We start from the raw sequence: 14928 nt of genomic DNA, 5'->3' as shown, positions 1-14928 counted from the left end.
ACCGATGGGTGGAGACGGCCTCAGGGTTCCCTCCACCCGACGGCCCGTTCAGGGTCCACCCTGCCGTGGCGTCAGGGTCAAGTGGGATCTGCCGGGCGGCAGTTAGGTGCAAGGGGCAGAAAGCGGCGGCGCTCCCGGCACTGCCGTTCCCCGCGCCGCGGAAATTCCGGCACTCCAGGGCTGACCGTACGTATCCTCCGGCCATGGTGACCTTGGAAAGACTCCGGGCCGATCACGCGCAGGCGCTGCTGGCGTTCGAGTGGGAGAACCGGGCGTACTTCGCACGGTCGATCCCGGACCGTGGCGACGAGTACTTCACCGGGCCCGGGTTCGCCGAACGCCACCAGGCGCTCCTGGCCGAGCAGCAGGCGGGCGTGTGCCACTTCCATCTCGTGCTGGACGAGGAGGGCGGCATCGTCGGCCGGGTCAACCTGGTGGACGTGGCGGACGGCTGCGCCGAAGTCGGCTACCGCGTGGGCGAACAGGCGGCGGGCCGGGGCGTGGCGACGGCGGCCGTCGCGCAGGTGTGCCGACTGGCCGCCGGCGACTACGGACTCACCGCCCTCACGGCGGTCACGACCGCGGACAACCGGGCTTCCATGACCGTCCTGGGCCGCAACGGCTTCACCTGTGTAGGCGACACTACGGTGGCCGGGCGGCCCGGGCTCCGGTTCGTGCGCGACTCCCTGACCGCCTGAGCTTTCACCGCTCTCGCTCGAACCAGGCCGTGCGCACGATGCGCAGGGCGGCACCGGCGAACTCGCCGGGCGCAGCGGCGCCGAGTTCGCAGAAGACCCGCGACAGGCCGCGACCGGAAGCGCGCGACCGAAAAGGTAAGCGCATACCGACCAACCAGTTTGGCGAAACCCTCGCGCGGCACCGGACTCCGAAGTAACGTGCGTGGCCGCCCTCCCCACCTCCCTGCGGTCCGCCGCACCGGAACCCGCCCGCGCAAGGAGCACCGGGATGTCCTACGACCCGCCGCCGCCCTACCCCTACCCACCTCGCGATTCCTCCCCCTCCTACGACGCCTATCCCTGGGCGCCGCAGCAGGAGCCCGAACCGGCCGGGAGGCGTCCCCAGCGCCATGCCGCGCTCGGGCACCACAGCGACCTGCGGGTGCTGCGCAGCGCCTACCGCTGGCAGCGTCGCGTGGCCACGCTCACGGCGCTCGGCTACTTCGTCCTGTTCCTCATCCTCTCGGCGTACGCCCCGTCGTTCATGACGAGCACCGTCACCGACGGCCTGCCCACCGGCCTGCTGCTCGCGCTCCTCCAGGTCCCCGTCACCTGGCTGGCGATCGCCCTGTACGAGCACACGGCCCGCCGCCACGTCGACCCCGTCGCGGACCGGATACGCAAGCAGGCCGAACTGGACGCCAAGCGGGAGGGAACACGGTGACCACCGAGTTCAGCGGCAACGCCCAGGCGATGTCCCTGGTCGGCTTCTCCGCCGTCGCCACGATCACGCTGCTGCTGTGCGTGATGACCGGCCCGGACCGGGACGACCTCGACGAGTTCTACACCGGCTACGGCTCCCTGTCCCCCATGCGCAACGGCCTGGCGATCGCCGGTGACTACATCTCCGCCGCGACCGTCCTCGGCACCGGCGGCGTGATCGCCCTGTTCGGCTACGACGGGACCGTCCTGGCCCTGAGTACGGCCCTGTCGCTGATGCTGCTGATGTTCCTGCTGGCCGAACCGCTGCGCAACGCCGGCCGGTTCACCATGGGCGACGCCCTCACCCGCCGGATGCCGGGACGCGGCGCCCGCATCGCGGCCTGCGCGGTGACCCTGGCGGCGCTGGTGCCGCTGATGCTGGTGCAGCTGGCGGGCACCGGGCAGCTGATGGCGTTCATCCTCGGCTTCTCCGGCGAGTCGCTGCAGACCGGCTGCATCATCGGCGTGGGCGCGCTGATGATCAGTTACGCGGCGATCGGCGGCATGAAGGGCACCGCCCTCATCCAGATCCTCAAGATGGTGATGCTGCTCGGCTCCGGCATCGTGGTCGCCGTGCTGATCCTCAACCGGTTCGACTGGGACCCGGGGGCCCTGTTCGACGCGGCCGCCGGCAACAGCGGCGTGGGCTCGGCGTTCCTCTCCTCGGGCCTGCAGTTCGCGGGCGGGCCCAGCCCCGAGCTGGACATGATCACCGCGCAGCTGACGGTGGTCCTCGGCGGCGGCGTCCTGCCGCACGTCACCATGCGCATGTACACCGCCTCCAGCGCCCGGCAGGTACGGCGTTCGATGTCCTGGGCGGTGTCCGGCGTGGCCCTGTTCGTCCTCGTCATCACGGTCGTCGGCTTCGGCGCGACGGCCCTGGTCGGGCGAGCGGTGATCGCCCAGGTCGACCCGCGGGGCAACACGGCCTATCTGCTCGGTTCGAAGGCGGCGTTCGGCGCGGACGTGTCGGCGGCGGAGACCTTCCTGTTCACGACGGTCACCACGGCCGTCTTCCTCACGCTGCTCGCCTCCGTCGCCGGGATGATCCTCGCCTGCGCCAACTCCCTCGCGCACGACGTGTTCGCGGCCCGGGTGCAGGAGATGTCCGCGCGCCGGGAGATGACGCTGGCCCGGCTCTCGGCGCTGGCGGTGGGCACCCCGGCGATCCTCCTGGCCACCCAGGTCCAGCACCGCAGCCTGCAGCCCCTGGTGACACTGTCGTTCTGCCTGGGCGCCTCGGCCATCGCGCCCGCGCTGGTCTACAGCCTCTTCTGGCGCCGCTACACCCGGACCGGCCTGCTGAGCACCCTCATCGGCGGCTCGCTGGCCGTCCTGCTGCTGATGCCGGGCACCAACCTGGTCTCCGGCTCGCCCGTGTCGGCGTTCCCCGAGGCCGACTTCAACTGGTTCCCGTTCACCACCACGGGCCTGGTCTCCATCCCCCTGGGCTTCGCCTGCGGCTGGCTGGGCACGCTCGCCTCCGGCCGCCGCAAGTCGGAGGAACAGCGCCGCCAGTACGAGGCGGTGGAGGGCTGGATCCTCGCCGGGGCGGTACGCAAGAACCGCTGACGGCTCCCCGGCCGGCGACGCCCACGAGTCCGCCCGCGTCAGGGCGGCGGCAAGGCACGCGTGCCGCCGCCCTGACGGCGCCTCGCCGCACACCGCACGTCACTCCGCCGCCTGCCCCGCCCACAAGGTCAGACTGGCGTGGATGCGGTCGATGTGCGCCCGTACGTCGTCAGCCTGCCGGGCGTGCTCGCGGAGCAGGCGTTCGGTCTCCAGTCCGACGGACTCCGCACGCCCCCGGGCCTCAGCGACCAGCTCTGCGGCCCGTGCCCGCGCCTCCTCCTGCCGGTCACGGGCCGAGACCTCCGCGTCGGTGAGGGCCTGCTGCGCCTCGGACAGTGCCCGCTCGGCGCGCGCCTCCGCCTCCGCGTGCCGCGCGTCCAGTTCCGCCGCCCGGGCGGCCTCCTGCTGCTCCACCTCGGCCCACCGCTCGGCGTGCTCCTTGTCCCGCTCGGTCAGCATCCCGGAGGTGCGCAGCCGCATCTCCCGCAGCGCGCCCAGCGCCTCGCTCCGCTGCGCCTTCACCTCGCTCCGGGCCGAGAGCAGGATCTCGTCGGCCTCGGCGCGCGCCGCGAGGAGCAGCTGCCGGGCGCGCTCGTCGGCATCGGCGCGTACGGCGTCGGCCTGCGCCTGCGCGGACTCGCACACGCCGGCAGCGGACTCCCGCGCCTCGTTCACCCGCTGCCAGGCCTCCTGTCGCGCCCTCTCCCGTACCGCCTCGGCCTCCTCCTGGCCGAGTTCGAAGAGTCGCCGCGCCCGCTCGCCGAGCGACTCGTACGTCTGTGGCGCCAGGCCGGCCACGACCTCCCGCAGCCGCTCCAGCTCCGCGTCCATCTGCCGGGCGAGCACCGTCAGCCGGGCAGCCCGCTCCCAGGCCGCGTCACGCCCGGCCGACAGGGACCCGACGTACTCGTCGACCTGCTGGGGACGGTAGCCGCGTCCCCGCACGGCCACGAAGCCGTGCGGAGACTCCGATGCGCTGCTCATCCTGGGGCCCCTCTCCACCACACCGACGCGAAGTCGAGTACGAAACGGGATGATTTCGTACATCTTGGTGGATCGGGCGGAAGTGTTCATAACGCGACACTCCGCACCGGGGTCACGGTGCGGTGGCCGCGCACGAAGAAGCCGGGCCCGGTCGCATACGAGCGACCGAACCCGGCTCCCCGGGACACGTCAGCGGCGGCGCGTCACAGCAGCCCGTCCCACATCTGCTCCAGCAGCACCGACCACCAGCTCTCCGGCGACCCCAGCGCCGCCGGATCCAGCGCGGCCAACTGCGCCTGGAAGTCGACGGTCCAACGACCCGCCTGCTCCTGGTTCAGCCCGAACCGCAAGCGCCACATCCGGCCGAGCAGCGCCAGACAGCGCGCGAACTCCGGCAGCCCCGTGTTCACGAACTGCGGCGGTACCGGCGCTCCGCCCGGCCCCGCCTCCACCGGCACGGCGACGATGTTGGCCGTGCCGTACTGCACACAGACCGCCTTGCCGAAGTCACTGCCCATGACCAGGTACGAACCCGCGTCCGGGGCCGGCTGCACACCGCGCTCGGCCGCCAGCTCCGCCAGCGTCGGAACCGGCCGCCCCGGCTGGGCCTGCGCCCAGAAGAAGGGCCCCATGTCCACCGGCAGACCGGCCACCACCAGCGTGTGCGCCACCACCGGCGGCACGCCCTGCCGGGACACGGCGGCCTGCTCGAACCGGAACACTCCCGGCCCGAACGCGGCGCCCATCTCCTGGGCGACGCCCTCCGGCGGAATCGGCGGCACCGCCTGCACCGGCGGCAACGGCGCCCGCACCGGGGCCGGACGCGCCGGGCCGTCCGCCACCTGGTGCAACTCGCCCTGATGGGCCAGTAGTTGCCGCATGCCCTGCTGCCGGCTCGCGTGGTCCGTGCCGTACGGCGCGATGGACGTGATCCGCGCCTGCGGCCACTGCTCCCGGATCATCCGCGCGCAGTACGCGCCCGGCAGCTCGCACGACTCCAGCTCGGTGTGCAGCTCCAGCACCTGGTCCGGAGGCACGTTCATGGCCCGCAGCTCGTGGAAGATCTGCCACTCCGGGTGCGGCGTACCCGGCGCCGAACGCCGGATCAGCTGCTGCTCGGAACCGTCCTGCGCGCGGTAGCGCAGCACGGCCTGGTAGCCGGGACCGACCGTCGGCTGCCCGGCGGGCTGCTGCGGATAGCCGTACGCCGGCGGCCGCCCAGGGGCGGGCTGACCGGGCGGCGGCATCGCACCGGGCGGCACCGCACCCGGCACCGCACCGGGCGGCATCGGCGGAGGCCCCCCATGTGCACCCGGCAGGGGCGCGCCGGGGACGCCCGGGGCCTGCGGCGGCGGAGGCACGCCCGGGCCGCCCACCGGGGGCGTGGACAGCACGGTCTCCGCGTGATGCACCGGCCCCGCACCACCGCCGGGCACCCCGGGAGCGGCAGCGGGCGGGTGCGGAGCACCCTGAGACCTGGACGCACCAGGTGCACCCGGAGGCCCCGGAGGCGGAGGTGCGCCCGCACCCGGCCGACCGGAGCCGGCGAACATCGTGCCCGCGTGGTGGACACCGCCGGGGGGTGTGACGCCGGGCGCGCCCGGCGCGTGCGCAGCACCCTGCGCCGGCGGAGCACCCGGAGGCTGCGACGCGGCAGGGGGGCCCGGCGGCTGCTGAGGAGGCATCGGCACACCCGGACGGGCGGGCGGCTGCTGAGGGGGCATCGGCATACCCGTGCCTCGCGCGCTTCCCGAGCCCGAGGAGTCCCCAGCGGCACCGGGAGCCCCGACACCACCGGGACCACCGGCTCCGCCCGGCCCGGCTCCGCCCGGGCCCACAGGCCCCTCCGGCCCCAGCGCCGACACGAGCTGCGTGGGCTCGTAACCACCCGCGGGGGTACCCGGCGCCCCGGACCCCGACGGCGGAGGCGGGCTGCCCGGTCGCACACCCGGCGTCCCCGGAGCACCCGGCGGAGGCGGCATGGCCGCAGCCGCACCCCGCCGACCCGGCGGCGGAGCCGCCTTGCTGGTCGCCGCGTCGGCGATGTCCCCGGCGTTCGGCGCGCGCCCGGGCATACCCCCCGGCCCGGCCTGCGGATAACCGTACGGCTGCCCACCCGGCGCAGACGAAGGCGTACCGCCCCCGGACACACCACCGGGCTGAGCCCCAGCCGTGGACCCAGGCACACCACCGGGCGGTGTCCCAGGCGCAGCACCCGGCAACGCCCCCTGCACACCACCGGGCGGAGCCCCAGGCACCCCACCATGCGGCGCCTCCGGCACACCACCGGGCGGAGCCCCAGGCACAGCACCCGGCACCCCACCATGCGGCGCCTCCGGCACACCAGACGGCACCCCCGGCGCAGAACCCGGCGGCACCCCCGGCACACCACCAGGCGGCGTCCCCGGCCCACCCGGGGCGGCACCCGGCCCCGGCGGACAGCCGTAACCCGGCCCACCAGAGGCCGTCGGCACCGCGCCCGGCATCGGGACGGCGTCCCCCGGCGCACCAGCGGCACCCGCACCGCCCGGCACACCCCCCTGCTCGTCCGGATCCTCGATCGCCGGCGAGACCGCCGTCGGCGGAAGCCCGCTGCCCCCCGGCATCAGCGCCGTCTCGGCGCCGGGCGTCGCCGCCGGCGCCGGCGTGCCATCGTCGGCCTCACCCAACGGCGGCGCGAACACCGTCGCGGGCAACGGCACGGAACGGTCGTCACCGGCATCCGCGTTGGTGTCCGTACCGGCCCAGGGCGTCGCCCCGGCAGGCACGCCCGGCGTCTCCTCCCCACCGCCGCCGTCCGCCCGCGAGTCACTCCCCGCGGCAGCCGGCCACGACGCACCGCTCCCCGAAACGGAATCCCCGGCCGAACCACCATCAGACTCAGCGGCGGCCCCGGCACCACCGCCCCGCCGATCCGGAACCCCCATCCTGTCCGCCGCGTCCTGCAACCACTCCGGCGGAGTCAGCAGGAACGACGTCTGGTTCAGATCCACCCGCGCCGCAGGCACCGGCCCCGGCTCCTCCACCACGTCCGGACGGCCGTACTCCTCCTCGTACCGGCGGATCACCTCACCCACCGGCAACCCGGGCCACAACGTCGCCTCGCCGCTGTCACGCGCGATCACCAGCCGCTGCGCGCCCCCGTCCGAACGCGGCCCGCCCGCACGGTCCTCGGCCCACACCACGAACCCGAGCTCGAACTCCCGCACCCGCACCTCACGATGCTGATACGACGGCAGATCCCCGTTGACCCACTCTTCCGCCCGCTCCTGCGCCTGCGCGAAGGTCACCATCGCCGACGTCACTCCCCCACAGCCGAGGACGACACCGCACCCACCGGCACCACACGCGCGAACCCGCCGTCCACCATCAGATTCGCCACCGTCTCCAACTCCGGCGGATTACCGGCCAACCGCGACAGGAACACATCGAAGTCGTCCCCGCACGGCAGCAGCAACCGCTCCACCCGCTCCGCCGGCGGCAACGAGGGATCCACATCCCGCGCGTCGTCGTACGCGCAGAACCACACCGACCCGACCCGATCACCCTTCACCTTCACGGCCAGCAACCCGCCCTGGACGAAACCGATCCCCAGGTAATCCTTCGTCAGATGGTCACGCAGACACTTGTTCACGTACACCAGGTCGTTCACGGCCGCCTCGTCCCGCACCGTGAAGAACGGCTGATCGACCAGCAGCCCCAGCTCCGCGTCCAGCGCGGCACCCACCGGCGCACAACCCCCCGCCGCCTTCAGAAACGACCGGTACGCACCCGGCAACCGGTAACCGAGGTCCTCCTCGACCCCCTGCACCTGAGACTCCGTCACCGCCACACCTGACTTCGGCAACCCGAAGTGCGCCGGACGCGTCTCCTGCAACGGCCGCGTGCCACGCTTACCGTGATCCACCCCCGACGTGGCCACACCACCGTGATGCCGCAGCAACGCCTTCACCTCGACCGGAACCAGCTCCAACCGCCGCGTCCCCACCACGTGATGCCACGTCCAGCCATGCGGCGTCGCCACCGCCGGCACCGTGTCCCACAGCTCATGCCCCGACGCCGCCAGCGCCGAATTCGCCGAGACGTAGTCCGTCAGCCGCAACTCGTCGACACCGAAGCCCTCCGGCGGCTCCGCGATCTCCGCGGCCGCACGCGCGTAAGGCGAGAAGTCGGGGTAACCACGACCATCGACCCGCACCCCCCTCGGGTGACGGGCCGCCCGCACCGGATCCGGGAAATGCACGACCTGCCCGGCATAGGCCGCGTTCGGCGGCGCGGCTTGTCCCCCGGCCTGGCGGCCGGGAGGAGCCCCCAGCCCGAGCCGACCTGTCGTCATGGCGGTTGCCCCCTGCGGCACTCTGTACGACCCGTACCGACCACTCGGCGCACTACGACCCGTATCGACTGTCACGTCTGCTGTCCCGCGACCCCCACGGATCACCCTCCGGTTCACTGCATCGAACCCCGAACGGATCACCGCATCGCCCGCGGTGCCGACAGCCTATGCGGTACGACGACACCGGTCACCGGCACCGGCCGACGCCCCCTCCGCTTCCGTGACCAGGCGTCACCCCACCGTGACGGCACACCCCGGAACGGGCGTGTCGCCCCGCCCCAGCTTCCGCAGCAGCCACGCCATTTGGCAGTCTGTGATCCCCGGGGGGATGCACGGAGGGGAAGACGATCATGAACGCGACGCAGACCGGACCTCACATCGGCAGGCCCGCCGACCCACGAAGCGGCGACCCCCGCATCGGCTGGAGCACCACCGAAACGGCCCACACCCCCACCCTCCACCACCGCCGCGACGGCATCCTCCCCACCATCGCCGCCGCCCTCTCCGTCCGCGGCACCACCCTCACCGGCACCGCCGCCCGCGGCGACACACCCCCCGCCCTGCACCCCCTCGTCCAGGACTTCCTGGACACCCTCACCAGCGCCCAACGCGACCGCTACACCGGCCGCTGCGCCGAAACCATCCTCATCTCACGCCACATCGCCGCCGCCGACGCCGCCCGCAGCAAACGCGCCGCCCGCAAACCCATGACCAACGGCGAAGCCCGCAAAGCCCTCAAACAGGCCAAACTCACCGCCCGCCGCATCCGCGAGGACGGCGACCCCCTCCACGGCAGCTTCGCCACCCCCTGCCGCGCCTGCACCGCCCTCAGCGCCCACTTCGGCGTCCGCGTAGTCGACCCAGCGGACCGCAACGACTGACCCCACCACCCCCACAACACCCAGCACCCACCACGCGACGCACACCCCACACCACCGCACGACCGCGACACCACCTCGACGAGACGAAGGGCAGATGCACCCCGACCGCACCTCCTCCACCCGCTTCGCCGTCCCCGTCGACGCCGCCCTGCGCGCCGCCGGCTGGCAACCCGGACGCTGGGACATAAAGCAAGCCGAAATCTGGGCCGACGCCCTGCGCGACCACACCTCACCCGCCGGCCACCGCCACAGCGTCTTCCCCGCCGCCGTCGAAGCCTGGGCCGAATTCGGCGGACTCCACATCACCCCCACCGGCCCCGGCCGCCAGGTCGCCCCCGCCACCTTCCACCTCGACCCACTGCACGGCCTCCACATGGCCCGCACCCTCGGCGACCTCGGCCGCGCCCTCGCCACCCAGGTCAGCCCCCTCGGCGCCGAAACCGACAGCCAGGCCCTCCTCGCCATCGACACCGACGGCCGCGTCTACGCCCTCGACCACACCGGCGACTGGTACCTCGGACCCGACATCGACCAGGCCCTCTCCACCCTCATCGCCGGCACCGAACCGACCCGCCTGACCACCGGCTGACCCGGCAAGGGCTACGACGCCGGAATCACCGCCGACACCCGGAAACCCCCCGCCTCCGTCGGCCCCGACACGAACACCCCACCCAGCGCCGACACCCGCTCCCTCATCCCCACCAGCCCGTTCCCCCCGGACGGCAACCGAGCCGACGACGCCGCCTCCTCAGGCGGCTCGTTCTCCACCTGCATCGCGATCTCCGACACCCGATGCGCCAACCGCACATACGTCTTCGCCCCCGCCGCGTGCTTGTGGACGTTCGTCAACGCCTCCTGCACCACGCGATACGCCGTCTGCTCCACCTCAGGCGCATACGACCGCACATCCCCCTCCACCGACAGCGCCACCACCATCCCCGCGGCGGCCGACTGCCCCACCAACTCCTCGATCTCCGCCAACGACGGACCCTCGTCATCGACCACCCGCGAAGCCGCCGCCGCGGCAGCCACCCCCACCGCCGCCAACGGCACCGAACGCGCCCGCTCCCGCCGCTCCTCCCCACCACTGCGCAACACCCCGAGCATCTCCCGCAACTCGGTCAGCGCCTGCCGCCCCATGTCCCCCACCAGCGCGGCGTTCTTCACCGCCTTCTCCGGATCCTTCCGCGCCACCGCCTGCAGCGCCGCCGCGTGCACCACCATCAGACTCACCCGATGCGCCACCACGTCGTGCATCTCCCGGGCGATCCGCGTCCGCTCCTCGTTCCGGGCCCACTCGGCCCGCTCCTCCGCCCGCTCGGCCAGCAACTGAAGCTCCAGCTCCAGACTCTCCGCACGCTCCCGCAGACTCTCCATCAACCGCCGCCGCGCCCCCACGTACAGCCCCAGCAGCACAGGCGGCGCCGTGAACCCCAGCGACATCGTGATCGCGGCGAAGGGCACGAACCAGTCCCCCAGCTCCAGATTCCCCCGCGCCATGTCCTGCTGCGTCTTCACGAACGTCACGATGAGCGTCCCCACCAGCGACATCCCCGCCAGCGAGGCGATGATCCGCCGCGGCAGCTCGGCCGCGGCCAGCGTGTACAGGCCGACCATGCCCAGCACCAGGCCCATCTGGGCCGGCGTGATGGCGATCGACACCAGCACCACCGCGATCGGCCACCGCCGCCGCACGACCAGCACCGCACCCGCGAGCCACCCGAAGACGACCCCCACCGCCACCGGGATCCCCGCGTCCCTGGCGAACGGAACACCCTCCAGCGCGCACTCCAGCGCCGACACCACGGCCAGACTCACATCGAACACGGCACTGCGCCGTCTGCCCCACCACCACGGCCCTCCCCGGGCCGTCACATGCTCTTCCCCCGTCGCGGTCATGCCCTCCAGCCTACGGGCGCCCGCCGCCGGTTTTCCGGCGAGTTTCCCGGACTCGCCTGCACCACACTCCGTGACCGTTCGGACGCCATACCACCCGATATCCCTCGAACTGCTGAATCGCTCACCGTTCGACCCGGAGGCCTCCATTCCGCCCGGACGGTATGCGTATGACACATGCATCTGGCAAATACGCCGACTTCGAGGGGCTGCGGGAGAGGGCGGTGGCACTGCGACGGGCGGGCCTCAGCCGCCGCCAGATCCGCGACCGACTGCACGTCGACAACAACGACATCCTCAACCGACTGCTGGAGGGCGAACCCCCGCCGGCCTGGACGAAGCGCCCCAACGCGAAGGACGACCTCAGGGAGAGGGCGAGAGAGCTCCGACTCCAGGGCTGGACCTACGACCAGATCCAGGTGGAGCTGGGGTGCTCGAAGAGTTCGATCTCACTGTGGGTGCGGGACCTGCCGAAGCCGGAGCGCAAGCGGACGCCCGAGGAGGCATCGGCGATCGCGAGGCGCGGCTGGGAGGTCACCATGCGCATGCGCGACGAAGAGCGGCAGCGCGCCAAGGAGGCCGCCAAGCAAGCAGTCGGCATACTGTCCCCGCGCGAACTGTTCCTCCTGGGTGTCGGCCTCTACTGGGCCGAAGGCGGCAAGGACAAGCCGTACGACCGCCGCGAGAACGTCTGCTTCGTCAACAGCGACCCAGGAATGATCGAGGTGTTCCTGGCCTGGCTCAACCTGCTTGGTGTGGAACGGGACCTGCTCCGGTTCACCGTGATGATCCACGAGTCGGCCGACGTGTCGGGCGCGGAGAGGTACTGGGCCGACCTCGTCGATGCCCCGGAGACCGCGTTCTACAAGACGACACTGAAGAAGCACAATCCGAAGACCCGGCGCAAGAACATCGGCGACGACTATCGGGGTTGCCTGGCCATCAGAGTCCTGAAGGGTGCTGATCTGTACCGTCGCATCGAGGGCTCCTGGTACGGCATAGTGGAGTCCGCACGCAAGGCCGATCAACGAAATCGGACATAGCGCGCGATCTATCCCGGATCGTCTAAGGGTAGGACAAACGGTTTTGGTCCGTTGAATGAGGGTTCGAATCCTTCTCCGGGAGCTCACAGCACACACCAGCCCGGTTCGGGTCCTGGCCGATGGCCACCGGTCAGGGCCCGCACCCATACCCCCCACAAACCCCCCGGTATCCTGCGGATGTCACCCCTCCCCATCCACAGCCGAAGGGCATCCCGTGAGCGCCAACCGCCCGGCAGCCGTCGTCGTTCTCGCAGCGGGTGAGGGCACCCGTATGAAGTCGGCCACACCCAAGGTCCTGCATGAGCTCTGTGGCCGCAGTCTCGTGGGGCACGTGCTCGCCGCCGCAGGTGAGCTGAATCCCGAGAACCTGGTCGTCGTGGTCGGCCACGCGAGGGAGAAGGTCACCGCGCACCTCGGTGAGATCGCCCCTGACGTCCGTACCGCCGTGCAGGCCGAGCAGAACGGCACCGGGCATGCCGTGCGCATGGGCCTGGAGGAGCTGGGCGGGTCCGTCGACGGAACCGTCGTGGTCGTGTGCGGGGACACTCCGCTGCTGACCGGCGCGACGCTGCGGGCCCTCGCCGCGACCCACTCCGCCGACGGGAACGCGGTCACCGTGCTGACCGCCGAGGTGCCGGACGCGACCGGTTACGGCCGGATCGTGCGGGACGAGGCCACCGGCGCCGTGACGGCGATCGTGGAGCACAAGGACGCCAGCGACGCCGAGCGGTCGATCCGTGAGATCAACTCGGGTGTGTTCGCGTTCGACGGTGCGCTGCTCGCGGACGCGCTGAAGAAGGTGCGGACGGACAACAGCCAGGGCGAGGAGTATCTGACGGATGTGCTCGGGATCCTGCGTGAGGCGGGGCACCGGGTGGGGGCTTCGGTGGCCGGTGACCATCGTGAGATCGCGGGGATCAACAACCGTGTGCAGCTCTCCGAGGCCCGCCGGATCCTGAACGACCGGTTGCTGACCGAGGCGATGCTGGCCGGTGTGACGGTGATCGATCCGGCTACCACCTGGGTGGACGTGACGGTGACGTTCGAGCAGGACGTCGTCGTGCATCCGGGTACGGAGCTGCACGGTGCCACGCACCTGGCCGAGGGTGCCGAGGTGGGGCCCAACTGCCGGCTGGCCGACACCCGGGTGGGTGCGGGTGCGCGCGTGGACAACACGGTGGCCATGGGCGCCGAGGTCGGTGCCGGGGCGTCGGTGGGGCCGTACGCGTATCTGCGTCCGGGGACGCGGCTGGGCGCCAGGGGGAAGATCGGGACGTACGTGGAGACGAAGAACGCGTCGATCGGTGAGGGGACGAAGGTGCCTCACCTGTCGTATGTCGGTGACGCGACGATCGGTGAGCAGTCGAACATCGGTGCCGCGAGTGTCTTCGTGAACTACGACGGTCAGGAGAAGCATCACACGACCATCGGTTCTCACTGCCGTACGGGTTCGGACAACATGTTTGTGGCGCCTGTCACGGTGGGGGACGGTGCGTACACCGCCGCCGGGTCCGTGATCACGAAGGATGTGCCGCCCGGTTCGCTGGCCGTGGCCCGTGGTCAGCAGCGGAATATCGAGGGTTGGGTGGCTCGGAAGCGTCCGGGGAGCGCGGCCGCGAAGGCGGCGGAGGCGGCTTCCCGGGAGTCGGCCGATGAAGGGTGACCGGAAACCGGTGCTTCGAACACGGCGTACGGTGATAAGTGCATACCCGCACCCCCACCAGCTGAGACAGCCTCTCGCAAGCCGGCTGAGAGGTCTCTTGAGCTGCGACACCTCTGAGGAGAAAGTGCTGTGACCGGGATCAAGACGACCGGCGAGAAGAAGTTGATGTTCTTCTCCGGCCGCGCACACCCCGAGCTTGCCGAGGAGGTCGCCCAGCAGCTGGGTGTCGGGGTTGTCCCGACGAAGGCCTTCGACTTCGCGAACGGCGAGATCTATGTGCGTTATCAGGAGTCGGCGCGTGGCGCCGACTGCTTCCTGATCCAGAGCCACACGGCTCCGATCAATAAGTGGATCATGGAGCAGTTGATCATGATCGACGCGCTGAAGCGTGCGTCGGCCCGGTCCATCACTGTGATCGTGCCGTTCTACGGTTACGCGCGGCAGGACAAGAAGCACCGGGGGCGTGAACCGATCTCGGCGCGTCTGATCGCGGACATGATGAAGACCGCGGGTGCGGACCGGATCCTGACCGTGGATCTGCACACGGACCAGATCCAGGGCTTCTTCGACGGTCCGGTGGACCATCTGTTCGCGTTGCCGCTGCTGGCGGACTACGTGGGGCGGAAGGTGGACCGGGAGAAGCTGACGGTCGTGTCGCCGGACGCGGGCCGGGTGCGGGTGGCGGACCGCTGGTGTGACCGGCTGGGTGCGCCGCTGGCGATCGTGCACAAGCGCCGGGACAAGGACGTCGCGAATCAGGTCACCGTCCACGAGGTCGTGGGTGAGGTGAAGGGTCGCGTGTGTGTCCTGGTGGACGACATGATCGACACGGGTGGGACGATCTGTGCGGCGGCGGACGCGCTGTTCGCGCATGGTGCGGAGGACGTCATAGTGACGGCGACGCACGGTGTGCTGTCGGGTCCGGCGGCGGACCGGTTGAAGAACTCGCGGGTGAGTGAGTTCGTGTTCACGAACACGCTGCCGACGCCTTCGGAGCTGAGCCGGGATCTGGACAAGATCTCGGTGCTGTCGATCGCGCCGACGATCGCGAGTGCGGTGCGTGAGGTGTTCGAGGACGGTTCGGTGACGAGTCTGTTCGACGAGCAGTAGGGGT

At 71.5% G+C, this 14928-nt stretch carries 12 protein-coding genes and 1 tRNA gene; 9 read left to right on the top strand and 4 right to left on the bottom strand.

The window, feature by feature from the left end:
* The first annotated feature begins 203 nt into the window (after nt 1-203).
* The 3 genes from IE212_RS16245 to IE212_RS16235 all read left to right on the top strand — a co-directional run bounded on the left by IE212_RS16245 (nt 204) and on the right by IE212_RS16235 (nt 3011).
* Complete coding sequence (locus IE212_RS16245; protein ID WP_190198546.1) at nt 204-698, top strand: GNAT family N-acetyltransferase; 495 nt, start codon at nt 204-206, stop codon at nt 696-698.
* Between the two features lie 268 nt (nt 699-966).
* Nucleotides 967-1401 (top strand): DUF485 domain-containing protein, encoded by a 435-nt coding sequence (locus tag IE212_RS16240; protein WP_190198545.1) that lies wholly within the window; start codon nt 967-969, stop codon nt 1399-1401.
* On the top strand, nt 1398-3011 hold the full coding sequence (locus IE212_RS16235; protein WP_190198544.1) for a sodium/solute symporter: 1614 nt from the start codon (nt 1398-1400) through the stop codon (nt 3009-3011). Before IE212_RS16240 ends, IE212_RS16235 begins: the two co-directional genes overlap by 4 nt.
* Nucleotides 3012-3110: 99 nt before the next feature.
* Here the strand turns inward: IE212_RS16235 and IE212_RS16230 are convergent, their stop codons facing one another.
* The 3 genes from IE212_RS16230 to IE212_RS16220 form a co-directional block, all read right to left on the bottom strand.
* A complete protein-coding gene (locus tag IE212_RS16230; protein ID WP_190198543.1) occupies nt 3111-3995 on the bottom strand; it encodes a coiled-coil domain-containing protein in 885 nt (294 codons plus the stop codon).
* Nucleotides 3996-4198: 203 nt separating this feature from the next.
* On the bottom strand, nt 4199-7288 hold the full coding sequence (locus IE212_RS16225; protein ID WP_190198542.1) for an SUKH-4 family immunity protein: 3090 nt from the start codon (nt 7286-7288) through the stop codon (nt 4199-4201).
* 8 nt (nt 7289-7296) lie between these two features.
* Complete coding sequence (locus IE212_RS16220; RefSeq protein ID WP_190198541.1) at nt 7297-8331, bottom strand: SMI1/KNR4 family protein; 1035 nt, start codon at nt 8329-8331, stop codon at nt 7297-7299.
* Between the two features lie 350 nt (nt 8332-8681).
* Between IE212_RS16220 and IE212_RS16215 the strand changes: the two genes are divergently transcribed.
* Nucleotides 8682-9212 (top strand): YwqJ-related putative deaminase, encoded by a 531-nt coding sequence (locus tag IE212_RS16215; protein ID WP_190198540.1) that lies wholly within the window; start codon nt 8682-8684, stop codon nt 9210-9212.
* A 94-nt stretch (nt 9213-9306) separates the two neighbouring features.
* Nucleotides 9307-9801 (top strand): SUKH-3 domain-containing protein, encoded by a 495-nt coding sequence (locus IE212_RS16210; RefSeq protein ID WP_190198539.1) that lies wholly within the window; start codon nt 9307-9309, stop codon nt 9799-9801.
* 11 nt (nt 9802-9812) lie between these two features.
* Here the strand turns inward: IE212_RS16210 and IE212_RS16205 are convergent, their stop codons facing one another.
* Nucleotides 9813-11111, bottom strand: coding sequence for a sensor histidine kinase (locus IE212_RS16205; RefSeq protein ID WP_190198538.1), 1299 nt, complete (start codon nt 11109-11111; stop codon nt 9813-9815).
* A 167-nt stretch (nt 11112-11278) separates the two neighbouring features.
* Here IE212_RS16205 and IE212_RS16200 point away from each other — a divergent pair, with 167 nt between their 5' ends.
* From IE212_RS16200 to IE212_RS16185, 4 genes are all read left to right on the top strand, one after another.
* Complete coding sequence (locus IE212_RS16200; RefSeq protein ID WP_190198537.1) at nt 11279-12151, top strand: hypothetical protein; 873 nt, start codon at nt 11279-11281, stop codon at nt 12149-12151.
* Between the two features lie 11 nt (nt 12152-12162).
* Nucleotides 12163-12233, top strand: a tRNA-Gln gene (locus IE212_RS16195).
* 132 nt (nt 12234-12365) lie between these two features.
* Nucleotides 12366-13814: a bifunctional UDP-N-acetylglucosamine diphosphorylase/glucosamine-1-phosphate N-acetyltransferase GlmU gene (gene glmU, locus IE212_RS16190; protein WP_190198536.1), complete on the top strand. Its 1449-nt coding sequence runs from the start codon at nt 12366-12368 to the stop codon at nt 13812-13814.
* 129 nt (nt 13815-13943) lie between these two features.
* On the top strand, nt 13944-14924 hold the full coding sequence (locus IE212_RS16185) for a ribose-phosphate diphosphokinase (protein WP_030242738.1): 981 nt from the start codon (nt 13944-13946) through the stop codon (nt 14922-14924).
* Nucleotides 14925-14928: the final 4 nt, after the last annotated feature.

The sequence above is a fragment of the Streptomyces djakartensis genome, from assembly GCF_014651075.1.
In the GTDB taxonomy this organism is placed as follows: Bacteria; Actinomycetota; Actinomycetes; order Streptomycetales; family Streptomycetaceae; genus Streptomyces; species Streptomyces djakartensis.
This window is presented reverse-complemented; position numbering and strand designations above follow the sequence as displayed.